Raw genomic sequence first — 20,570 nt, forward strand, 5'->3', positions numbered from 1 at the left:
GAGGCGCCGGGGATCACTCCTCTGCGGCGGCCTCTTCTTCCTCGTCAGCGGCACCGCCGCCGAGGCCTGCAGGGGCCTGCAGGTTGGCGATGACGAAGTCGCGGTCGATGGTCGGCGTGACGCCTTCCGGCAGCTGCGCGTCCGAGATGTGGATGGTGTCGCCGATCTTGCGGCCGGCCAGATCCACGACGATCTTCTCGGGGATGTCGCCGGCGGTCACGACCAGCTCGACCTCGGGACGGACCTCGGTCAGGACGCCGCCGCGCTTGAGGGCGGGGCACTGCTCGTGGTTGATGTATTCCACGTGGATGAACAGGTTGATCTTCGACGCGCGGCGCAGGCGCATGAAGTCCACATGGGTCGGCAGGTCCTTGACCACGTCGCGCTGCACGGAACGGCAGATCACGCGCACGTCTTCCTGGCCCTCGATCTTCATGTTGAAGAGGGTCGAGAGGAAGCGGCCCTGCTTCAGGCGCTTCAGCAGGACGTTGAAGGGGATCTGGATCGCCTGCGGTTCGCCTTCGCCACCGTAGACAACGCCAGGCACCATGCCATTGCGGCGTGCTTCGCGAGCGGCCCCCTTGCCCGTCCCCGCGCGAACCTGGACTTCGAGATCAGGAATCTCACCAGCCATAGTCTTATCTCCTAGATGAGTGGGCCGCCTCCAAGGGTGTCGGCCCGGATGAAGCGCGCGCATAGCCGAGAGGCGCCCCTTGCGCAAGGGAAAAGCGACCGCTGCGCCCCGCCGGGCGCCCGGCATGCACGGCGCTGCCCGGCGACGGGGCGGGCGGCAGGTCAGGCGGCGGGGGTCCGACGCCCACCGATACTAAATACTCGGTTGATCGCAAGGGGGGCAGAGCCGCAGACTTTGCTCCAATGGCTGCCATAACGATACTCAACAGCCGCATTGGGAGGAAAATATGGGATTCTTGTCAAAGCTCTTCGGGACCGAAGGGCCGGCGCCCGCTGCCGCGTCCAAACCGGCAGTGCCGACCAGCGGGGTGAAGATCCACCCCTCCGTTGACAATGGCGTGTCTCCGGCCGCGCCCGGCTTTTCGGGAGGCACGCTGAAATGCAAATGCGGCTCCGACAAGGTCGAGGTGACGCTGACCGGACAGACCGCGCATAACCATGTCTGCGGCTGCACCAAGTGCTGGAAGCCCGCAGGGGCGGTGTTCAGCCAGATCGCGGTCATCTCGCGCGACAATGTCACCGTCTCCGCGCATGCCGAGAAGCTTTCCATCGTCGATCCCTCCGCCGCGATCCAGCGCTATGCCTGCACCGGCTGCGGCACCCACATGTACGGGCGGATCGAGAACCAGGGGCATCCCTTCTACGGTCTCGACTTCGTGCATACCGAGCTGTCGCCGCAATCGGGCTGGTCGCCGGCCGAATTCGCGGCCTTCGTCTCCTCGATCATCGAGTCGGGCGTCGATCCCTCGCGGATGGACGGGATCCGCGCGCGGCTGAGGGAGCTGGGGCTCGAGCCCTATGACTGCCTGTCGCCGCCCTTGATGGATGCCATCGCCACCCATGTCGCCAAGCAGAGCGGAGCGCTGCCGGCCTGACCGGACAGGCGCCTGAGGGCGTGGCTGGTTGTTGCGTCATGCCGCTCTTTGATGTTTGTTCGACTCAGGGAGGACTACGAAATGAAGCATGACCGATTGATTTCGGGGGGTAGGGCGATTCGCTCTGTCCTCGTGATCGACGACCATCCGCTCTATGCCTATGCGCTGACCACGGCCCTGGCCCATGTCTTCGACGGCTGCAAGGTGGAGACCGCCGTCACGCTCAAGGAGGGGCTGAAGGCGGTGGGCACGGGGACGGGGCCGGATCTGGTCCTTCTCGACCTGCGCCTGCCGGATGCCTCGGGCCTGTCTGGCCTGATCCGCCTGAAGGAGCGGCTGCCGGAGACCCCGGTGGTCATCATCTCGGCCCAGACCTCGGTCGATGTCGTGCAGTCGCTGATGGAGCTGGGCGCGGCGGGCTTCGTGCCGAAGGACCTGCCGCTGCCCGCGATCGAGCAGGCGCTGTGCGAGGTGCGCCGGGGCAACCGCTACCTGCCGCTGGAATTCCAGGACGCGCTGCGCCGCCGCCCGGCCGCGCCGAGCGAGCTGGAGAATGTCAGCCGCCGCATCGCCGAGCTCTCGCCCCAGCAGATGCGCATCATGAAGCTGATCTGCGCGGGCAAGGCCAACAAGCAGATCGCCTACGAGCTGTCGCTGGCCGAGGCCACGGTCAAGGCGCATGTCACAGCGCTCTTGCGGCGGCTCGGCGTGCAGAACCGGACCCAGGCCGCGGTGATGATGGAAAGCGTCAGCCTGGAGGACGAAGCCGGGGAGACGCTCAGGCTCCGTGGGTAACCTGATCGCCGATCCCGTCGCGCGGAGCTCCGGCGCCGCGGCTGCGCCCGTCGCGGTCGCGGTCTCGCGCGAGACCGATCCCGGGCGCGCCGTGGCGGAGGTCGCGGCAGAGCTGGCGGGGACCGATATCTGCTTCCTGCTGGTCTTCGCCCCCGCCGCGCTGGAGCGCGAGGGCCTGGCCGCCGCGCTCAACACCGCCTTCTCCGGCCTGCCGGTCTTCGGCTGCTCCTCGGCGGGACAGATCACGCCCGAGGGCTACGAGACCGGGGCGCTGCTGGCCATCGCCTTCCCGAAGGCGCATTTCCGCTGCGCCTCGCTCTTGATCTCTCCGCTGAAGCCGCTGGCGATCAGCCGCATCTCGCGCGATCTGCGGCGGCTGGCCTCGCGCTTCCCGCGCACGGCGAAATGGAACCGCTTCGCGCTGACCTTCGCCGACGGGCTGTCGAAGCAGGAGGACATGCTGGTCGCCACCATGGTCACCACGCTGGAGGATCTGCCCTGCTTCGGGGGCTCGGCGGCGGACGACCATGATTTCGCCGAGACCTTCGTGCTGCATGGCGGGCGCTTCCTGACCGATGCCGCCGTCGTGCTGCTGATCGAGACCGACATGGAATTCGCGGGGCTGGGCTTCGACCATTTCCTGCCCTCGGACCAGCACATGGTCGTCACCCGCGCCAATCCCGAAGAGCGGATCGTGATGGAACTGAACGGCGCTCCGGCCGCGGAGGAATATGCCCGCCAGCTGGGGCTGGGCGTGGACGAGCTGACGCCAAAGGTCTTCGCCGAGAACCCGGTGCTGGTGCGCAACAACGCCATGTACCATGTGCGCGGCATCCAGCAGGCGCTGCCCGACGGCTCGCTCAGCTTCCTGTCTGCGATCGAGGACGGGCTCTTGCTGACGCTGGGCGAGGGGCAGGACCTGATCGCCAAGCTGCGCGCCGGGCTCGATGTCACCGATGCCAAGGGCAGGCGGCCCGATTTCATCCTCGGCTTCGACTGCTACCTGCGCAAGCTGGAGCTCGGCCAGAAATCCCTCACCGGCGCGGCCTCCGATCTTCTGAAGGAGCACCGCGTCATCGGCTTCAACACCTATGGCGAACAGCATTGCGGCGTGCATGTGAACCAGACCTTCGTCGGCGTCGCCTTTTTCGGACCGTCATGGACCACCCTTCTCTGATCAATCCCCAGGACCCGCCCGAGCTGCAGGTCGAGAAGCAGGCGCGCATCATCGACGCGCTCCTGCGCCGCAATGCGCGCCAGCACACGGTGGGGCAGTCGGCCTATGCCGCCTTCCAGTCCGCCGTGACGCTGCAGGAACAGGTCTGGGCCAAGACCCGCGACCTGGAGCGCGCCTCCTCCGAGCTGGAGCAGCTGCGCTTCGACCGCGAGAAGAGCCGCAAGACCCTGACCGAGGCGCTCTCCGTCATGGAGGGGGGCTTCGCGCTTTTCACCGACGGGCGGCTCGACATCTGCAACGACCTCTTCGAGACGCTGCTGCCCGATGTCTCGCACCTGATCCGCCCCGGGCTGAGCGTGCCGGCCTATTTCGACGCGCTGCGCGCCTCGGGCCATGTGCTGAACCAGGACGGCCGCACCCGCGAGGCGCTGGCCCGCGCCCGCGACATGCCGCGTGGGCAGACGGTCAACAGCTTCGTCGTCGGGCTGATCGGCGACCGCTGGTTCCAGTTCTCGCTGCAGCGCAGCAGCTCGGACAACCAGATCATCCTGCAGACCGACATCTCGGACATCGTGCGGCGGGCGCGGCGCGAGAAGGACCACCTGATCGACATGCATGCCCATTACATGCAGGCGGCCTTCGATCACATGTCCTCGGGGCTCGGCACCTTCTCCCGCGAGGGCGAGCTGCTGCTGCACAACGACCGCTTCCGCGACCTTCTCGGCCTGCCGGTGCGGCTGGTTCGCGGCGGTACCTGCTTTGCCGAGATCCTCGATTTCATCCGCACGGGGTATGACATCCAGGTGGAGGACCTGCTGGATTTCTCCAACTGGCGCCAGGTGCTGCGCGACGAGGGGCGGATCCGCAAGCGGCTGCGCCATCCCTCGGGGCGGGTGCTGGGGCTGCATGTCCATCTGCTGCCCGACCGCGGCTTCCTCGCCGACATCGCCGACATCACGCTGGAGGTGCAGGCGACCGAGCTGCTGGAGCGGCGCGTGGACGAGCGCACCTCGGAGCTGACCGCCGCGCATGAGGCGCTGCTCGAGCAGCACGAGCGCCAGGCGGTGGTCAAGGAGGAGCTGAAGCGCGCCAAGGAGCTGGCCGAAGAGGCGGTGACCTCGAAGACCCGCTTCCTGGCCGCGGCCAGCCATGACCTGCTGCAGCCCGCCAATGCCGCCAAGCTGCTCCTGTCCTCGCTCGCCGAGAAGGCGCGCGACAGCGAGCTGATCGGCATGGTGGAGCGGCTGCAGGGCTCGTTTGCCTCGATGGAGTCGCTCCTGCAGGCGATCCTCGACATTTCGCGGCTGGATTCCACCGGCACCGATCTCAGCCCCTCGCCGGTCTGCCTCGGCCCGCTGATGAGCTCCATCGTCGAGGACCAGGCGCCCCTGGCCGCGCAGAAGCGCGTGCGCCTCTCGGTGGTGCCCAGTTCCGCCTGGGTGATGAGCGACCAGCGCTACCTGCTGCGCTCGATCCAGAACCTGGTGGTGAACGCCATCCAGTACACCGCGGAGGGGCGCGTGCTGCTCGGCTGCCGCCAGAGGGGGGAGGACGTCGTGCTGGAGGTCTGGGATACCGGGATGGGGATCAGTCCCGAGGACCAGCAGAAGATCTTCAAGGAATTCACCCGCGCCGGCGGCGAGAAGGCGGGGCCCGGCATGGGGCTGGGGCTGAGCATCGTCGACCGCACCTGCCGGCTGCTCGGCCATCGCCTGTCGGTGCGCTCGACGCCCGGCGTCGGCTCGGTCTTCTCCATCGCCATGCCGCGGGTCGACGCGCCGCGGGTCAGCCAGCCTGTGCCGATGACGGGCACCGACCTGACCGGGGAGGAGCTCGACCTGCTGATCCTGGTGATCGAGAACGACCCCGACCTGCTTTTCGCCACCGTGCAGGTGCTGGAGGGCTGGGGCGCCTCGGTCTTCGGCACCTGCTCGGCGGAGGAGGCGCTGGCCGTGACCGCCGATATCGGCATCCCGCCGGACCTGATCCTGGCCGACTACCACCTGGATGACGGCGCGACCGGCGTCGACGCGATTGCCGCCGTGCGCCGCGCCGCGGGCGCCTCGATCCCGGCGATCATGGTCACGGCCGACCGCTCGACCGAGCTGCTCTGGACCGCCCGCTCGATGGGGGCGGAGGTGCTGACCAAGCCGGTGGACCTGCAGAAGCTGCGCCGCCGCATCGCCGCCGCGATGCGCGAGCGCAACGCCTTTTCCGCGATGACGGCGTCCTGAGCGCCCCGCGGCAGACTTGAGGGAGGAAGACGATGAAGACATGCCTGATGGCCTTGGCGCTGGGCGCCGGGCTGGCCCTGGCCGCGCCCGCGGCCGCCCCGGCGGCCGAGACCGTGGCGCCCTATGCGCTGCTCTTCCGCGAGGGCACGCTCGATGCGCTGCCGCATGACCGCGCGCTGATCTACCAGCGGCAGGTGACGCTGCCCGCCGACGAGGACTTCGCCCTGCGCCAGAGCGGCGCGCTGCGGCTGGCCTTCGCCGAGGAGGCGGAGGACGAGGTGCGGCTGGGCTTCGGCCCGGATGCGCAGAGCACCCATGTCGTCGGCAGCTTCCCGGCCAGCGTCGGCAACCCGCTGATCATGTACCACATGGAGACCGTGGTGCGGGACATGGCGCAGATCACCGGCGGCAGCCAGTTCTACATCCGCAACCGCATGAAGGACGCGCTCTCGCGCCCTGCCGAGGTCGAGGATGTCACCGTCGAGGGGGCCGAGGGGCCGGTCGCGGCGCGGCAGGTGGTCTTCCGTCCCTTCGAGGGCGACGCCAATGCGGCGCGCATGCAGGGCTTCGGCGGCCTGGAAATCCGCGCAGTGATGAGCGCCGAGATCCCCGGCTGGTACCGCAGCCTCTCGGCCGAGGTGCCCGACGGCAAGGGCGGGATCGCCTACAGCTCGGAGATCGTCTTCGAGGCCGCGGAGGCGGCGCCATGAGGCGGCTCTTCGCGGCAGGGCTCTGCGCGGCGGCCGGGATGGCCGGGGCGCAGACGATCGACGAGCGCTTCAACGACTACCCGACCTCCGCGCGGGCGGATTACGTCTTCGCCTGCATGGCGGTGAACGGCCAGGGGCGCGACGTGCTGGAGCGCTGCTCCTGCTCGGTCGACCAGATCGCCGCGGTGCTGCCCTACGGGAAATACGTCGAGGCCGAGACCGTGCTGTCGATGCGCCAGGTCGGCGGCGAACGGATGGCGATCTTCCGCGGCACGGCGATGACCGACGCGCTGGTGGCCGATCTCCGCCGCGCCCAGGCCGAGGCGGAGATCCTCTGCTTCTGACCCGCCGGGACGGCGTGTCAGGACGCGCTGTCCTTGGCCAGCTCCTGGCGGAAGGTGTTGCCCTCGGTATCGGTGGCGGTGACGCTCAGCGCGGGCGAGCCGTCATCGTCATAGGAGAAGCGGAAGACCGGATTCTCGCTGATCGAGATGCCGCCCTCCATCCGGAAGAGGAGGTCCCCGCCCTGGCGCACCTCGAGCTCCGAGATGAAATGGGCGGGGATGAAGAGATGCGTGACCTGGTCGCGCTGCAGCCCGGAATAGTTCGGATGGCGAATCATCACCTGCACCTCGCGCCGTCCGCCGGGGGCGCCCTCGAAGCTCTTGAGCTTCATCTGGCCCATCGAGGCCAGCGCCAGTTCCGGGTCGCGGCTCGCAGGCGCCGCGCAGCCGCCCGAGGCCTTCACGTAGCGCCCCGTCATCGCCAGGCCCTCGGCCGTTTCGGCGATCACCCGCAGGTCGGAATACTGGTTCACCCGCACGCGCAGCTCGAAATCGAGCGGCCCCATCGCCGGGCCGAAGGTGAACTCCCCGGCCACGGGAGCGGGGTTTTCGTCAATAATCACAGTGGTTTTGGTGATCCTGGCCGCGGGGTCGAGCTGGTGGATGCGCACCGGCACCGTGGCCGCGTCATGGGCGCGGTAGGGCGCGTCCACCTCGAAAAGCGCCGCGCCGTCGGCAATCGCGGCATCCCCGGCGATGTCGTAGCGCAGCGACTCCCATGTCGGGCCGTTGACCAGCGGATTCGCGGGCTCCCCGGCCATGGCGCCTACCGCCGGCGCGGCCAGCGCGACGGCGAGGCATGCGGTCCTCCAGAGCATGTGTTCTCCTCCCTTGCTCTCCTGGGTTGCCATCCTGCCATGGCGGGCGGCAATCTCGGAGAGAATTCGGGGAGGCGGGGCGACACCTTTGCGTGTGCCCCGGGGAGGATGCCATGTTCGAGGTGATCGCGGCGGTCTGCGCGCTGGAGGGCGGCGCCTGCCGCGACATGCTGCTGCCGGGGCACGAGGCGGCGACGCGCGCGGCCTGCGAGGACGGGCTCGCCGGGCTGGCGGCGCCCGCGCTGCCCGGGCTGGCAGCGGCCGGCGCGCCGCGCTGCCGCGAGGCCGGGCCGGGGCTCGTCATGGAGGAGGTCGCGCCGGGCATCTTCGTCCATGCCGGGGCGGTGGCCGAGCCCGGTCCGGGCAATGGCGGCGATGCCTCCAATCTGGGATTCGTCATCGGGCAGGACAGCGTGGCGGTGATCGACAGCGGCTCGAGCCGGGCGATCGGCGAGGATCTGTGGCGGGCGATCCGGGCGCGCAGCCCGCTGCCGGTGCGCTACGCGATCCTGACCCATATGCATCCCGACCATGTCTTCGGCGCGTCGGTCCTTGCCGAGGCGGGGGCGGAGGTGATCGGCCGCGACGGTCTCGGCCGGGCGCTGGCCGACCGGGCGGAAAGCTACCTGGCGCGGTTCGGCGAGGAGATCGGCCCGGGCTTCCTCGGCACGCAGATCCCCGTGGTGGCCCGCGAGATCGCGGGGCCGGAGGAGATCGACCTTGGCGGACGGCGGCTGCGGCTGGTGCCCTGGCCGGAGGCGCACAGCCCGACCGACCTGACCGTCGCCGAGGACGGCGCGGGGCTGCTTTTCGCCGGCGATCTGGTCTTCGACCGCCATGCGCCCGCGCTCGACGGATCGCTGCGGGGCTGGCAGACGGCGCTCAGGGCGCTGGCGGCGGAGCCCTTCTCGGGCGTGGTGCCCGGCCATGGCGCGGCGCGGCTGCCCTGGCCCGAGGGGGCGGCGCCGGTGCAGCGCTATCTCGCGCGGCTGGCAGAGGACACGCGCGCGGCGCTCGATGCCGGGATGCGGATGGGCGACGCGATCGAGACGGTGGCGGCCTCCGAGGCGGGGAACTGGCAGCTCTTCGGGCTCTTCAATCCGCGCAACGCCACCGTCGCCTATGCCGAGCTGGAATGGGAGTAGCCAGGGCCAGCGCCGCCAGCGCGGCGGGCAGGAGGAGCGCGGGGACGGGCAGGGGCAGCACGGCATCGACGCGGTAGGCCAGGTCCTGCAGCCCGACATCATAGGCATCGGCGCCCCATTGCAGGATCAGCCCGCCGGTGGCCGAGATCCCCGGCGCGATGCGGGCATGGCCGCTGTCCGGCGCCGTGCCGCTGCCCTGTCCGAGTAGCCCCCAGCCGAGATCGTAGACCCGCCAGTCGAGGGGTTCGTCCCGGGCCCAGCCGGCGGCGTCGAAGCGCTCCAGCACGACCAGATGCGCGGGATCGCGGGCGGCGATGCGGATCTCGCCGCCGCAGGGCGCGCAATCGGCCCAGACCGCGCCCGCGAGACCGCCGAAGCCCGCCTCCCAGCCATAGAGCAGCCCCGCCGCGGGGAGATCGCCCTGGCCCGGCCCGATGGCGCGGTAGGAGAGATCGGCCAGCGCGCTGTCGCCGTGGTCCTGCGCGATGGCGCCGTAGCCGCCGAAGGACAGCAGCAGGCTGGCCGCGCAGGCGGGCGCCGCGGCCGATAGCGCGGCCAGCGCGAAAAGCAGTGCTGCGGCATGTCCCGGCATGGCGGCCTCCTCCCGCGCCCCGGGGTCAGGGGCAGGTCAGCTCCTAGCGCGCCGGGATGAACTAACCGTCAATTTCCGACTGCAGGAGCTGGGCAATGCCGTAGAGCCGCTTCTCCAGCAGCACCGGCGTCTCGCAGACATAGGTCAGCGAGCGCTGCCGGTCGGTATAGATCCGCTCGTCCCAGTCGATCTGCTCCTCCAGCGCGTCGACCCGGTCGAAATCCGGCTCTTCCGCCGCCATCAGCGCATCCATCTCGTCGCGGGCCGTGTCGATCCGGGCCGCCAGCGCCACCTGCTTGCGGGCGTAGTCCTCGATCCCCTTCATGATCCGCGTCCTGAGATGCGACAGCCGCTCGAAGCTCTCGCCGAAGAGATGGCCCATCATCTCGGGGCCGTGCCCGTGCGCGGCCGCGAAGGCGTCGAGCGCGGGGCGGGCGTCCTCCAGCGGGATCCGCCGCAGCACGAGCTGCTGGATCACCGCATCCGCGGCATCGGCCGTCGCGGCGTCGAGCTTCATCTGCGGGATCGGGGCGGGCCACATCAGCCCGGCCGAGAGCTGCTCGACCTTGCGCTGGACGCAGGGCCACTCGGGATCGGCGGGATCCGCGGCGAGGGCGGGCCCCGCCGCCAGCGCCAGTGTCGCAAGTATCCGAAAAAGTTTCGTAATCATTCTTTTACCTCCCCGAGCACAAGCATACGGTACCGTCCGGAAGTGTCCATCCGGCCCGCGGGGCGGGGGGCACATCCGAAGGTATGAATTGTTCCGGCCGGGGCGCGGCTCTACCGTCCTGGCCAATCAGTAGAGACCGCGCCAAGCGGTCATGGAGGACACAGACGTGCGCACCAAAGCAGCCGTGGCCATCGAGGCCGGCAAACCGCTCGAAGTGATGGACGTGAACCTCGAAGGCCCCAAAGAGGGCGAGGTTCTGGTCGAGATCAAGGCCACCGGCATCTGCCACACTGACGAATTCACCCTCTCCGGCGCCGATCCCGAGGGCCTGTTCCCGGCGATCCTGGGCCATGAGGGCGCGGGCGTGGTGGTCGAAGTCGGCCCCGGCGTGAAGTCGCTGAAGCCCGGCGATCACGTGATCCCGCTCTACACCGCAGAATGCCGCGAGTGCGAATACTGCCTCAACCCCAAGACGAACCTCTGCCAGAAGGTCCGCTCGACCCAGGGCGCGGGCCTGATGCCCGACGGCACGTCGCGCTTCTCCATGCTCGATGGCACGCCGATCCTGCACTACATGGGCTGCTCGACCTTCTCGAACTACACCGTGCTGCCGGAGATCTCGCTGGCGAAGGTCCGCGAGGACGCGCCCTTCGACAAGATCTGCTACATCGGCTGCGGCGTCACCACCGGCATCGGCGCGGTGATCTACACCGCCAAGGCCGAGATCGGCTGCCGCGCCATCGTCTTCGGCCTGGGCGGCATCGGCCTGAACGTGATCCAGGGCCTGCGGCTGGCGGGCGCCGACCAGATCGTCGGCGTCGACCTGAACCCGGGCAAGGTCGAGATGGCCAAGCGCTTCGGCATGACCGATTTCGTCAACCCGGCCGAGGTCGAGGGTGATCTGGTGCCGTATCTGGTCGACCTGACCAAGGGCGGGGCCGACTACACCTTCGACGCCACCGGGAACGTGAATGTGATGCGCACCGCGCTCGAGGCCTGCCACAAGGGCTGGGGCGAGAGCATCATCATCGGCGTGGCGCCCGCAGGGGCGGAGATCTCCACCCGCCCGTTCCAGCTGGTCACCGGCCGCTCCTGGCGCGGCACGGCCTTCGGCGGCGCCCGCGGCCGCACCGACGTGCCGAAGATCGTCGACTGGTACATGGAAGGGAAGATCGAGATCGACCCGATGATCACCCACACGCTGGCGCTGGAAGACATCAACAAGGGCTTCGACCTGATGCATGCCGGCGAGTCCATCCGCGCGGTGGTGCAGTACTGATGAGCTTCGAGATCCTCTCGGAAAACAAGAGCTTCGGCGGCGTTCAGGGCGTGTACCGGCACGCCGCCAGCTCGACCTCCTGCGACATGACCTTCGCCGTCTACCTGCCGCCGCAGGCCAAGGACGGCCCGGTGCCCTGCCTGTGGTACCTCTCGGGGCTGACCTGCACCCACGAGAACGCCATGACCAAGGGCGGCTTCCAGGAACATGCCGCGAAGCACGGGATGGCGGTGGTCTTCCCCGACACCTCGCCCCGGGGCGAGGGCGTCGCCAATGACGACGCCTACGACCTGGGCCAGGGGGCCGGCTTCTACGTCAACGCCACCCGCGATCCCTGGGCGCCGCATTTCCGGATGTGGGATTACGTCACGGACGAACTATATAGTCTCGTAGCGAGCGAATTTCCGGTGAACGGCCGCCACGGCATCACCGGCCATTCGATGGGAGGGCATGGCGCGCTGACCGTGGCGCTGCGCAATCCCGACAACTACGACTCGCTCTCGGCCTTCGCGCCGATCGCCAATCCGACCCAGTCGGACTGGGGGCGCAAGCAGCTCTCGGCCTATCTCGGCGGGGACGAGGCCGGCTGGGCGCTGCATGACAGCTCGATCCTCCTGGAGGAGCGCGGCTGGAAGGGCGAGCTCTTGATCGACCAGGGGGCGTCGGACCAGTTCCTCGACCTGCTGCGGCCCGAAGCGCTGGCCGCCGCGATGGGACGGCGCCGCCAGCCCGGCATCCTGCGCCTGCAGCCGGGATACGACCATAGCTACTACTTCATCTCGACCTTCGCCGAGGACCACGTGAAGTGGCACGCCGAACGTCTGGGTGCCGCGTGAGCCAGGAAAGGACCTAGTGACCATGAAGATCATCGCCGCCAGCCTCATTGCCCTGGGCCTCGCCGCCCCGGCGCTTGCGCAGGACGCCGGGGACCCCGCCAAGGGGGAGAAGGTGTTCCGCAAGTGCATGGCCTGCCATGCGGTGGGACCGGATGCCAAGAACAAGGTCGGCCCCGAGCTGAACGGGATCGTCGGCCGGGTCACCGCGACGGCGCCCGATTTCTCCTATTCCGACGCCATGGCCGCCAAGGGGGCGGAGGGGCATGTCTGGACCGCGGAGGAGCTCGACGCCTATCTCGCCGACCCCAAAAGCTTCATCCCGGGCAACAAGATGGCCTTCGCGGGCCTGCGCAAGGACAGCGAGCGGGCCGACGTGATCGCCTATCTGGCGACCTTCCAGTAACGGCCGCCACGTTTTCTTAACCATCTCCGGCGGCCGCAAGCGCCGCCGGGCCATCACAGGGGAGGACCACAACCTTTTCTTAATGCCCCGCAAGCAGGAGAGGAGCCTGCGAGGGGCCGCCCGCGGCCGGAGATTGGATAGCTATGGTGGGCATCCGCGGCCGGGACCGGGCAATACCTTAGGGAGGTAGCAATGAAGACGTTCATGACCCTGACGTCCGTGTTCGCGATGACCGCGGCGGGCGCAGCCATCGCCAACGAGAGCATCCAGGCCGAGATCGACAAGCCCGAGCAATGGGTGCTTCAGACCGGCGACTACAAGAACCAGCGGTTCTCGAAACTCGACCAGATCAACAAGGACAATGTCGACGACCTGCAGGTCGCGTGGACCTTCTCGACCGGCGTTCTGCGCGGCCACGAGGGCTCGCCGCTTGTCGTCGGCGACACGATGTATGTCCACACGCCGTTCCCGAACATCGTCTACGCGCTCGACCTGGCGAATGACGGCGTCATCAAGTGGAAATACGAGCCCAAGCAGAATGCCGACGTGATCGGCGTGATGTGCTGCGACACGGTCAACCGCGGCGTCGCCTATGGCGACGGCAAGATCTTCCTGCACCAGGCCGATACCAAGGTGGTGGCGCTCGACGCCAATACCGGCGAGGTGCTGTGGAGCGTCATGAACGGCGACCCGGCCAAGGGCGAGACCAACACCGCGACGGTCATGCCGGTCGGCGACAAGGTGATCGTCGGCATCTCGGGCGGCGAATTCGGCGTCCAGGGCCATGTCACCGCCTATGACATGAACACCGGCGAGATGGCCTGGCGCGCCTATTCTACCGGCCCGGACGACCAGATCCTGTTCGACCCGGAGAAGACCACCGCGCTCGGCAAGCCGGTCGGCGCCGACAGCTCGCTCAACAGCTGGGAAGGCGACCAGTGGAAGATCGGCGGCGGCACCACCTGGGGCTGGTATTCCTATGACGCCGAGGAGAACCTGATCTACTACGGCTCGGGCAACCCCTCGACCTGGAACCCGTCGCAGCGTCCCGGCGACAACAAGTGGTCGATGACCATCTTCGCCCGCGACGCCGATACCGGCGTGGCCAAGTGGGTCTACCAGATGACCCCGCACGACGAATGGGACTATGACGGCATCAACGAAATGATCCTGACGGAACAGGAAGTTGATGGCCAGATGCGCAAGCTGCTGACCCATTTCGACCGCAACGGCCTGGCCTATACGCTGGACCGCGTCTCGGGCGAGCTGCTCGTCGCCGAGAAATACGACCCGGCGGTGAACTGGACCACCGGCGTCGACATGGACCCGGAGTCCGAGACCTATGGCCGTCCGGCCGTCGTCGCGGAAATGTCGACCGAGCAGAACGGCGAGGACGTGAACTCGACCGGCATCTGCCCGGCAGCGCTCGGCACCAAGGACCAGCAGCCCGCGGCCTACCACCCCGACACCCAGATGTTCTACGTGCCGACCAACCATGTCTGCATGGATTACGAACCCTTCCGGGTGAGCTACACCGCGGGGCAGCCCTATGTCGGGGCGACGCTGGCGATGTATCCGGCGCCGGACAGCCATGGCGGCATGGGCAACTTCATCGCCTGGGACAACATCAACGGCGAGATCAAGTGGTCGATCCCCGAGCAGTTCTCGGTCTGGTCGGGCGCTCTGGCCACCGCGGGCGACGTCGTCTTCTACGGCACGCTCGAGGGCTACCTGAAGGCCGTGGACGCGGAGACCGGCGACGAGCTCTACCGCTTCAAGACCCCGTCGGGCATCATCGGCAACGTGATGACCTACGAGCAGGCCGGCAAGCAGTATGTCGCGGTGCTCTCGGGCGTCGGCGGCTGGGCCGGCATCGGCCTGGCAGCGGGCCTGACCAACCCCAATGACGGCCTGGGCGCCGTGGGCGGCTATTCCTCGCTGAGCGACTACACGGCGCTTGGCGGGCAGCTGACCGTCTTCGCCCTGCCTGACTGATCCGGGCGCGTCCCGAACTGACCCGGCCGGCATGCCAAGGCGTGCCGGCCACCCCATCACACAGGATCGCACCATGAAGTTTACCGCAAGCGTTCTCGCCGCATGCCTCGCCGCCGCCGGGATGTCCGGTCCGGCTTCTGCCCAGGACGTGGACAACCTGACTGCCGCCTACGAGGAAGATGGCCGCTACTATACCGAGGACGACGTGCCGACCTTCAACGTGGGCGATGACGGGACGGTGGACTGGCTGACCTATTCCGGGTTCCGCCGCTACCATTCCGAATGCCATGTCTGCCACGGGCCGGAAGGCGAGGGGTCGAGCTATGCGCCCGCGCTGAAGACCTCGGCCATCGACATGGACTACTACGATTTCCTCGATGTCGTCACCAACGGCCGCCAGGTGGTCAATGCCGCCGAGCACAACGTGATGCCGGCCTTCGGCGACAACCCGAACGTGATGTGCTATATCGACGACATCTACGTCTACCTGAAGGCCCGCGGCGCGGACGCCGTTCCGCGCGGACGCCCGGCCAAGAAAGAGTCGAAGTCGGACGTGATCCGCGACGATGAAAATGCCTGCCTGGGCCTCTAAGCCGGTCCTCTCCGCCGCGCTCCTGCTGGCGCTCGCCGCCGGGGGCGCGCGGGCGCAGGTCGCCGACCTGGTGTCGAAGACGCATTTCCGGGTCTGCGCCGATCCCGCCAACCTGCCGATGTCGAACGACAAGGGCGAGGGCTACGAGAACCAGCTGGCGGAGCTCTTCGCGGACCAGCTCGGCCTGCCGGTGCAGTACACCTGGTTCCCGATGGCGACCGGCTTCATCCGCAACACGCTGCGCGCCAACAAGTGCGACGTCGTCATGGGCTATGCCCAGGGCAACGAGCTGGTGCAGAACACCAACCACTACATGACCTCGGCCTTCGCGCTGGTGGTGCCCGCCGACGGGCCGCTGGCCGATGTCGAGACGCTGTCCGATCCGCGGCTGCAGGGCCTGTCGATCGGCGTCATCGCGGGCAGCCCGCCGGCCACGCACATGGCCAGGAACGGGCTGATCGGCAAGGCGCGCGCCTACAACCTGACCGTCGACCGGCGGGTGGAATCGCCCGCGCTCGACATGCTCGACGACCTCGACCGCGGCGCGACCGATGCCGCTGTGCTCTGGGGTCCGATCGCCGGGCCGCTGGCCAAGCAGTCGCATCCCGCGCTCAAGGTCATCCCCCTCCTGAAGGAGGAGCTGCCGCCGCGGCTCTTCTTCCGCATCACCATGGGCGTGCGCCCGGGCGAGAAAGTGTGGGAGCACAAGCTGAATTCGCTGATCCGCCGCAACCAGGACGGGATCAACGCGATCCTGACCGAGGCCGGGGTGCCGCTCGTCAATGACATGGGCGACGCGCTCCTGGGGGCGGGGCAGTGATCCGCGCCGGGCTCCTGCTGCTTCTGGCGCTGGCGGTTCCGGCGGCGGCCGAGGTGGCCGAGCCCGAAGAGTTCCGCATGGAGGAGTACCGCGCGCCGGTGCCCGAAACGCTCGCGGGTGCCACGGTGATCGGCACGGCGGGGGCGCTGGTCCTCTGGCAGAGCCGCGGGGCGGCCTTCGTCGACGTGCTGCCGCGCCCGCCGAAGCCCGACAACCTGCCCGCGGGCACCATCTGGCATGACAAGCCGCGCTATTCCGTGCCGGGCGCGATCTGGCTGCCGAATACCGGCTATGGCGCGCTGGCCCCCGAGACGGAAGACTATCTGAAGGCGGGGCTGGAGCAGGCAACGGGCGGCAACATGGACTATCCGCTGGTGATCTTCTGCCAGGCCGATTGCTGGATGTCCTGGAACGCGGCCAAGCGCGCGGTCGGCTACGGCTATTCCGCGGTGAGCTGGTATCCCGAGGGCACGGATGGCTGGGAGGCGGCGGAGCTGCCGCTGATCAAGCTGGAGCCGGTGCCGGATCAGTAGCCGGGCAGGGCGGTTGCGGCCGTCGCGGTCGTGCCGTCGGTGTCGGTCATCGTCACCTCGGCGCGATGCGACCCGGGCGGGACGGTCAGGCCCAGATGCGGGTTCTCCGACAGCGAGATGCTGCCGGTCACCTCGGCATAGGGCGCCCCGTCGATGGCGATCTCCAGCGTCTCGACATAGCGCATCGGAATGAAAAGCAGCGAGACCTGGTCCATCTGCATGCCCGAATGGCTGGGATGGCGGATGTCGAGATCGAGATGGCCCGGCGCCTCCGCGAGCTTCGCCAGCCGCTCCATCACCGGGCTGGCGCCGGGAAGGCCGGGCAGCAGCTGCAGCTCCATCTGGCCGAGCGTCGCCAATGCCTCTTCGGGATCGCCGCCCGGGGGCGCCGAGCAGGCGCCGAGCCCCGAGGTCTTGACGAAGCCCTCCGCCATCAGGTGGCGCCCGTCCGAGAGCCGGGCGACGACATGGACCGCGGTGGGGCCGTTGATCCGCATCGTCGCCTCGAAGACGAAGCCGGGGGCGGGCGCCGCGAGGCGGAACACGGCCGAGACCGGCATCGGGTTCTCGTCGAGGATCAGCGTCACCTCCTCGACCGCGGCGCCGGGCCCCGGCGCGATCCGCGCGCCGATCCGGGCGCGGGCATCGTCGGGGCTGCGATAGGGCGCCTCGATGGCGATCGCCTCGCCGGCGGCGAGCAGCTCTGCGCCGGGAAAGACCATCGGGGCGAGATCGTCCCAGGTTCCCGCCAGCGCGGGGGCGGTGCCCAGAAGCAGCAGGGCGGCGGCAGTCCTCATCCCGATCCCTCCAGAATGAACTGGCCGAAGGCGCGCGGCCCGTCGGCGGTGCCGATGGCGCCCGCGACCTCGAGCGTGGCTGCGTCGATCAGCGTGACGGTGTTCTCGAACCAGTTGGCGACGACGACCATGCCGCCCGCCGTGTCGATCCCCTCGGGGTATTCGCCGACCTCGATCGTGGCGACCGGGTCCAGCGTGGCCAGGTCGATGACGCTGACGCTGTCGGCATACTGGTTGGTGACGAAGGCCCGGCCCGCGGCGAAGGCGACGCCGTAGGGGCGTTCGCCGACTGGCAGCGTGGCGATCACGGTGCCCTCGCGCGGGTCCATCACGGTGACGTCGTTGCTACCGACATTCCCGGCAAAGAGCCGCCCGTCCGGGGCGAAGCCGAGGCCGAAGGGCCGGGTGCCGACCGGGATGCGGTGAAGGAGCGCGAGGGTTCCGAGATCGAAGACCGAGACCATGTCGCCGTCGCGGTCCGCCGAGGCGAGAAGCCCGCCCCAGACCGCCAGCCCCGCCGGGGCGGCGCCGGTCTCGAGCTCCGTCACCGGGGCGAGCGTCGCGGCATCCAGCACCCAGATCCGGGCATTGTACCAGTCGGAGACGAAGACATGGCCGGTCGCGGGGTCGAGCGCCACGCCGATCGGCCCGCCATCGAGCACCCGTTCGGCCAGGAGCGCGCCCTCGCGGTCGAGATGGCGCAGCGTCTTGCTGTCGGCGGAGACGGCGTAGAAGCTGCCATCGGCGGCGACGGCGATCCCCGCAGGTTTGCCGGGCAGGGGGATGCGGCGCAGCTCCGCCCGGGTGCCGAGATCGATGAGGCTGAGCGCATCGCCGTTCTGGCAGGTGACGAAGGCCAGATCCCCCGCCGCGGCCATGCCCGCAGCGAGGGAGAGACAGAGCGCCGCGAGGCTAGTTCGCCGCACCGAACCGCTCGGCCAGCGCGTCGAGACCGGCCTGGTAGACGCCGGTCACGGCGGCAATGGCGGCCTCGTCATTGAGGTTCTCGGGCGGATCGTTCAGCGGGTCGCCGCGGTAGAAGGCGCCCTTCCACTCGATATGCGAGCCGCCCGAGTCGAGCGGCGTCACCGTCAGGTGGGACGAGTAGTTCGTCACCGGCAGCACGGCGACATCGACCTGCTCGATCCGGTAGGAATAGCTCATCTTCTCGGCGCTGTACTTGTAGAGGATCTCGTCGATGGTCGGACCGCCCTCCTGGCCGAGGGTCAGCTGGCGGGTGGCGTCGATCTCGTTGCCGCCCTGGCCGGTGGTGGAGAAGATCGCGGGATGCCAGCTCATGTCCTGGAAGTCGCCGATCACCGCCCAGACCTCCGCAGGCGGGGCGGCGACGTCGGTCGACAGGGTCAGCTTCTGCCGCGACGGCCCGTGGGCCATGGCCATGGCCGGCACGACGAGCGCCACGACCAGGGCCAGTATCTTCGGAATGCGCATGTATCCTCCCTCATTCCCTGAAGATCGCATTGTTCAGTATGTAGCGCATGCCCCTTGACCATGAGTTATCGGTATTGGAGCGGATATCGACCGACATCGCGCGCGCCACGGCGCCCTCGGCGGTGTCGCGCACCACCAGGTTCATCGCCAGGATCAGTTCCGAGACCTTCTGCACCTCGCCGGTCGCGACGTAGCGGGCGCCCAGCTTGCGGGCCATGCGGGTCTCGCAGCCATAGCAGTTGGCCGGGTTGACGATGCCGTCGAGCTCTTCGGCGATCGGCGCCAGGTCGGCAAGGACCAGCCCTTCCTCCTCGAAGCGCGCGCGCACCATCTCCTCCAGCATCTCCACCCGGCCGAGCTCCTCCTCGCGGGTCGGGATCGGAGAGGTGTTGAGGAAGGTGATGCCCAGGAACGCGATCTCGCTGCCCGGTTCCAGCGGCGGCGGCCCGGCGAGGGCGCTGCCCGCGGCAAGGGCCAAGACGGCGAAACTGGCGGCAAACCGGATCATGGCGGCATGGTAGCGGTCACGGCGGATGCGGCAACTCCACCAATGGTCTAGGTTGGGAGGTGGCGCAGTTTGCGACAGACTGCATGCCGAGGGATCCCGGATTTCCGGGAAGGGAGGACAACTTGAAACTGCTTGCACCGCTTGTTGCGGCGGTCCTTGCATTGCCCGTGCCTGCGCTCTGCGCGGATCTGCGCACGGCGGTGCTGCGCGTGGACTATCCCGTCATGGCGCCGATTTCGCGCTTCGACGAAATCCCCCCCGACATGGGCTTTGCCGGGGCGCAGCTGGCGCTCGAGGACAACCGCACCACCGGCAGCTTCCTCGGCCATAGCTACGAGCTGGAGACCGTCGCTGTCCCGCCCGCGGAGGCGGAGGCCGCGCTCGACCGGATCCTCGGCGAGGGGATCGAGACGGTGGTGGTGCTGGCGGATGACGCCGACCTGCTGAAGCTCGCCGACCGGGCGGGGCCGGGGGTGCTGATCCTCAACGCCTCGGCGCGGGCGACGCGGCTGCGCAGCCTCGACTGCCGGGCGAATGTGCTGCACGTGACGCCCTCGACCTCGATGCTGGCCGATGCCGCGGTGCAGTTCGCCGCCTGGAAGAAATGGGACCGGCTGTTCCTGATCCGCGGCTCGCATCCGGCGGACCGCGAGCTGGCCGACGCCTACCGCCGCGCGGCGGCGCGCTTCGGCGTGCGCATCGTCGAGGAGCGCGAATTCGAGGATACCGGCGGCTCGCGGCGGACCGATACCGGCCATGTGCTGGTGCAGCGCCAGCTGCCGGTCTTCACCGAGGGCGCGCGCAGCCATGACGCGGTGATCGCGGCGGATGCCTCGGACGTCTTCGCCCCCTATCTGCCCTACCACCTGTGGGATCCGCGCCCGGTGATCGGCTCGGCCGGGCTGCGCCCCGTCACCTTCGACGCCGCGCACGAGGCCTGGGGCGCCACCCAGTTCCAGCGCCGCTTCGAGGAGCTGACCCGCCGCCATGTCCGCGAGGAGGACTACGACACCTGGCTCGCGCTCCGCGTGCTGGGCGAGGCGGTGACCCGCACCGGCAGCGCCGATGCCGGCGAGATCCGCGGCTATGTCCTGTCCGACCAGTTCGAGCTTGCCGCCTTCAAGGGACAGAAGGTCACCTTCCGCCCCTGGAACGGCCAGCTCCGCCAGCCGATCCTGCTCTTCGACGGCAGGATCACCGCCAGCGTCTCGCCGCAGGAAGGCTTCCTGCACCAGAACTCACCGCTCGACACGCTGGGGCTCGACGCCCCCGAGTCCCAATGCGACGCCTTCTGAGGAGGAG

Annotated in this window: 23 protein-coding genes; 15 read left to right on the forward strand and 8 right to left on the reverse strand. The window is 68.9% G+C overall.

The features are described 5' to 3' along the window. Nucleotides 1-13: 13 nt before the first annotated feature. Nucleotides 14-634 (reverse strand): 50S ribosomal protein L25/general stress protein Ctc, encoded by a 621-nt coding sequence (locus FGX59_RS04145; RefSeq protein WP_138465252.1) that lies wholly within the window; start codon nt 632-634, stop codon nt 14-16. A gap of 286 nt (nt 635-920) precedes the next feature. On the opposite strand from FGX59_RS04145, the gene gfa reads away from it, so the two are divergent. From gfa to FGX59_RS04175, 6 genes are all read left to right on the forward strand, one after another. Further along, nucleotides 921-1,568 (forward strand): S-(hydroxymethyl)glutathione synthase, encoded by a 648-nt coding sequence (gene gfa / locus FGX59_RS04150; RefSeq protein WP_138465253.1) that lies wholly within the window; start codon nt 921-923, stop codon nt 1,566-1,568. Nucleotides 1,569-1,649: 81 nt separating this feature from the next. Then, nucleotides 1,650-2,363 carry a response regulator transcription factor gene (locus FGX59_RS04155; protein ID WP_138465254.1) on the forward strand — a complete coding sequence of 238 codons (714 nt, stop codon included), beginning with the start codon at nt 1,650-1,652 and terminating at the stop codon, nt 2,361-2,363. Continuing rightward, nucleotides 2,356-3,540, forward strand: coding sequence for an FIST N-terminal domain-containing protein (locus FGX59_RS04160; RefSeq protein ID WP_240722238.1), 1,185 nt, complete (start codon nt 2,356-2,358; stop codon nt 3,538-3,540). The genes FGX59_RS04155 and FGX59_RS04160 overlap by 8 nt, the downstream gene beginning before the upstream one ends. Continuing rightward, entirely contained in the window at nt 3,522-5,774 is a 2,253-nt protein-coding gene (locus FGX59_RS04165; protein ID WP_240722239.1) for an ATP-binding protein, read from the forward strand. The genes FGX59_RS04160 and FGX59_RS04165 overlap by 19 nt, the downstream gene beginning before the upstream one ends. A 32-nt stretch (nt 5,775-5,806) precedes the next feature. Then, on the forward strand, nt 5,807-6,484 hold the full coding sequence (locus tag FGX59_RS04170) for a hypothetical protein (protein ID WP_240722240.1): 678 nt from the start codon (nt 5,807-5,809) through the stop codon (nt 6,482-6,484). Continuing rightward, the gene (locus FGX59_RS04175) at nt 6,481-6,828 is read left to right on the forward strand and encodes a hypothetical protein (protein ID WP_138465255.1); all 348 of its coding nucleotides are present in this window, start codon (nt 6,481-6,483) and stop codon (nt 6,826-6,828) included. Before FGX59_RS04170 ends, FGX59_RS04175 begins: the two co-directional genes overlap by 4 nt. Before the next feature lie 17 nt (nt 6,829-6,845). Here FGX59_RS04175 and FGX59_RS04180 read toward each other — a convergent pair whose 3' ends face one another. Beyond that, entirely contained in the window at nt 6,846-7,646 is an 801-nt protein-coding gene (locus FGX59_RS04180) for a quinoprotein dehydrogenase-associated SoxYZ-like carrier (RefSeq protein ID WP_138465256.1), read from the reverse strand. Between the two features lie 113 nt (nt 7,647-7,759). Here FGX59_RS04180 and FGX59_RS04185 point away from each other — a divergent pair, with 113 nt between their 5' ends. Next, nucleotides 7,760-8,791, forward strand: a complete 1,032-nt coding sequence (locus tag FGX59_RS04185) for a quinoprotein relay system zinc metallohydrolase 2 (RefSeq protein WP_138465257.1) — start codon at nt 7,760-7,762, stop codon at nt 8,789-8,791. Here FGX59_RS04185 and FGX59_RS04190 read toward each other — a convergent pair. Together FGX59_RS04190 and FGX59_RS04195 are read right to left on the reverse strand one after the other, a co-directional pair. Next, nucleotides 8,742-9,383, reverse strand: coding sequence for a hypothetical protein (locus FGX59_RS04190; protein WP_138465258.1), 642 nt, complete (start codon nt 9,381-9,383; stop codon nt 8,742-8,744). The two genes, FGX59_RS04185 and FGX59_RS04190, sit on opposite strands and share 50 nt — an antisense overlap. Before the next feature lie 61 nt (nt 9,384-9,444). Next, on the reverse strand, nt 9,445-10,053 hold the full coding sequence (locus tag FGX59_RS04195) for a hypothetical protein (protein ID WP_138465259.1): 609 nt from the start codon (nt 10,051-10,053) through the stop codon (nt 9,445-9,447). 166 nt (nt 10,054-10,219) lie between these two features. Between FGX59_RS04195 and FGX59_RS04200 the strand changes: the two genes are divergently transcribed. The 7 genes from FGX59_RS04200 to FGX59_RS04230 all read left to right on the forward strand — a co-directional run bounded on the left by FGX59_RS04200 (nt 10,220) and on the right by FGX59_RS04230 (nt 16,511). Further along, nucleotides 10,220-11,332: an S-(hydroxymethyl)glutathione dehydrogenase/class III alcohol dehydrogenase gene (locus FGX59_RS04200; RefSeq protein ID WP_138465260.1), complete on the forward strand. Its 1,113-nt coding sequence runs from the start codon at nt 10,220-10,222 to the stop codon at nt 11,330-11,332. Then, nucleotides 11,332-12,168: an S-formylglutathione hydrolase gene (fghA, locus tag FGX59_RS04205; protein ID WP_138465261.1), complete on the forward strand. Its 837-nt coding sequence runs from the start codon at nt 11,332-11,334 to the stop codon at nt 12,166-12,168. Before FGX59_RS04200 ends, fghA begins: the two co-directional genes overlap by 1 nt. A 22-nt stretch (nt 12,169-12,190) precedes the next feature. After that, on the forward strand, nt 12,191-12,571 hold the full coding sequence (locus FGX59_RS04210; protein ID WP_138465323.1) for a cytochrome c family protein: 381 nt from the start codon (nt 12,191-12,193) through the stop codon (nt 12,569-12,571). Nucleotides 12,572-12,763: 192 nt separating this feature from the next. After that, entirely contained in the window at nt 12,764-14,566 is a 1,803-nt protein-coding gene (gene xoxF5, locus FGX59_RS04215) for a lanthanide-dependent methanol dehydrogenase XoxF5 (protein WP_138465262.1), read from the forward strand. 73 nt (nt 14,567-14,639) lie between these two features. Continuing rightward, nucleotides 14,640-15,158: a c-type cytochrome, methanol metabolism-related gene (locus FGX59_RS04220; RefSeq protein WP_138465263.1), complete on the forward strand. Its 519-nt coding sequence runs from the start codon at nt 14,640-14,642 to the stop codon at nt 15,156-15,158. Further along, nucleotides 15,139-15,978 (forward strand): substrate-binding domain-containing protein, encoded by an 840-nt coding sequence (locus FGX59_RS04225; protein ID WP_138465324.1) that lies wholly within the window; start codon nt 15,139-15,141, stop codon nt 15,976-15,978. Before FGX59_RS04220 ends, FGX59_RS04225 begins: the two co-directional genes overlap by 20 nt. Beyond that, a complete protein-coding gene (locus tag FGX59_RS04230; RefSeq protein WP_138465264.1) occupies nt 15,975-16,511 on the forward strand; it encodes a PQQ-dependent catabolism-associated CXXCW motif protein in 537 nt (178 codons plus the stop codon). Before FGX59_RS04225 ends, FGX59_RS04230 begins: the two co-directional genes overlap by 4 nt. Here the strand turns inward: FGX59_RS04230 and FGX59_RS04235 are convergent. The 4 genes from FGX59_RS04235 to FGX59_RS04250 are packed head-to-tail and all read right to left on the reverse strand — an operon-like array spanning nt 16,505 to nt 19,268. After that, nucleotides 16,505-17,308: a quinoprotein dehydrogenase-associated SoxYZ-like carrier gene (locus FGX59_RS04235; RefSeq protein WP_138465265.1), complete on the reverse strand. Its 804-nt coding sequence runs from the start codon at nt 17,306-17,308 to the stop codon at nt 16,505-16,507. The genes FGX59_RS04230 and FGX59_RS04235 overlap by 7 nt on opposite strands. Further along, nucleotides 17,305-18,234 carry a YncE family protein gene (locus tag FGX59_RS04240; protein WP_370295739.1) on the reverse strand — a complete coding sequence of 310 codons (930 nt, stop codon included), beginning with the start codon at nt 18,232-18,234 and terminating at the stop codon, nt 17,305-17,307. The genes FGX59_RS04235 and FGX59_RS04240 overlap by 4 nt, the downstream gene beginning before the upstream one ends. Further along, nucleotides 18,221-18,760, reverse strand: a complete 540-nt coding sequence (locus FGX59_RS04245) for an SRPBCC family protein (RefSeq protein WP_138465266.1) — start codon at nt 18,758-18,760, stop codon at nt 18,221-18,223. Before FGX59_RS04245 ends, FGX59_RS04240 begins: the two co-directional genes overlap by 14 nt. Nucleotides 18,761-18,770: 10 nt before the next feature. Then, the gene (locus tag FGX59_RS04250; RefSeq protein WP_138465267.1) at nt 18,771-19,268 is read right to left on the reverse strand and encodes a DUF3280 domain-containing protein; all 498 of its coding nucleotides are present in this window, start codon (nt 19,266-19,268) and stop codon (nt 18,771-18,773) included. A gap of 122 nt (nt 19,269-19,390) precedes the next feature. Between FGX59_RS04250 and FGX59_RS04255 the strand changes: the two genes are divergently transcribed. Then, nucleotides 19,391-20,563, forward strand: a complete 1,173-nt coding sequence (locus FGX59_RS04255) for an ABC transporter substrate-binding protein (protein ID WP_370295741.1) — start codon at nt 19,391-19,393, stop codon at nt 20,561-20,563. The last annotated feature ends 7 nt before the right edge of the window (nt 20,564-20,570 follow it).

It is taken from the genome of Poseidonocella sp. HB161398 (genome assembly GCF_005870025.1).
Lineage (GTDB): Bacteria > Pseudomonadota > Alphaproteobacteria > Rhodobacterales > Rhodobacteraceae > Mangrovicoccus.

Coding starts and splice junctions, on each gene's coding strand:
- FGX59_RS04235 (WP_138465265.1), bottom strand. CDS start 17,308: ATGAGGACTGCCGCCGCCCTGCTGCTTCTGGGCACCGCCCCCGCGCTG.
- gfa (WP_138465253.1), top strand. CDS start 921: ATGGGATTCTTGTCAAAGCTCTTCGGGACCGAAGGGCCGGCGCCCGCT.
- FGX59_RS04225 (WP_138465324.1), top strand. CDS start 15,139: ATGCCTGCCTGGGCCTCTAAGCCGGTCCTCTCCGCCGCGCTCCTGCTG.
- FGX59_RS04195 (WP_138465259.1), bottom strand. CDS start 10,053: ATGATTACGAAACTTTTTCGGATACTTGCGACACTGGCGCTGGCGGCG.
- FGX59_RS04145 (WP_138465252.1), bottom strand. CDS start 634: ATGGCTGGTGAGATTCCTGATCTCGAAGTCCAGGTTCGCGCGGGGACG.
- FGX59_RS04185 (WP_138465257.1), top strand. CDS start 7,760: ATGTTCGAGGTGATCGCGGCGGTCTGCGCGCTGGAGGGCGGCGCCTGC.
- fghA (WP_138465261.1), top strand. CDS start 11,332: ATGAGCTTCGAGATCCTCTCGGAAAACAAGAGCTTCGGCGGCGTTCAG.
- FGX59_RS04210 (WP_138465323.1), top strand. CDS start 12,191: ATGAAGATCATCGCCGCCAGCCTCATTGCCCTGGGCCTCGCCGCCCCG.
- FGX59_RS04245 (WP_138465266.1), bottom strand. CDS start 18,760: ATGCGCATTCCGAAGATACTGGCCCTGGTCGTGGCGCTCGTCGTGCCG.
- FGX59_RS04250 (WP_138465267.1), bottom strand. CDS start 19,268: ATGATCCGGTTTGCCGCCAGTTTCGCCGTCTTGGCCCTTGCCGCGGGC.
- FGX59_RS04220 (WP_138465263.1), top strand. CDS start 14,640: ATGAAGTTTACCGCAAGCGTTCTCGCCGCATGCCTCGCCGCCGCCGGG.
- FGX59_RS04165 (WP_240722239.1), top strand. CDS start 3,522: ATGGACCACCCTTCTCTGATCAATCCCCAGGACCCGCCCGAGCTGCAG.
- xoxF5 (WP_138465262.1), top strand. CDS start 12,764: ATGAAGACGTTCATGACCCTGACGTCCGTGTTCGCGATGACCGCGGCG.
- FGX59_RS04190 (WP_138465258.1), bottom strand. CDS start 9,383: ATGCCGGGACATGCCGCAGCACTGCTTTTCGCGCTGGCCGCGCTATCG.
- FGX59_RS04155 (WP_138465254.1), top strand. CDS start 1,650: ATGAAGCATGACCGATTGATTTCGGGGGGTAGGGCGATTCGCTCTGTC.
- FGX59_RS04175 (WP_138465255.1), top strand. CDS start 6,481: ATGAGGCGGCTCTTCGCGGCAGGGCTCTGCGCGGCGGCCGGGATGGCC.
- FGX59_RS04180 (WP_138465256.1), bottom strand. CDS start 7,646: ATGCTCTGGAGGACCGCATGCCTCGCCGTCGCGCTGGCCGCGCCGGCG.
- FGX59_RS04170 (WP_240722240.1), top strand. CDS start 5,807: ATGAAGACATGCCTGATGGCCTTGGCGCTGGGCGCCGGGCTGGCCCTG.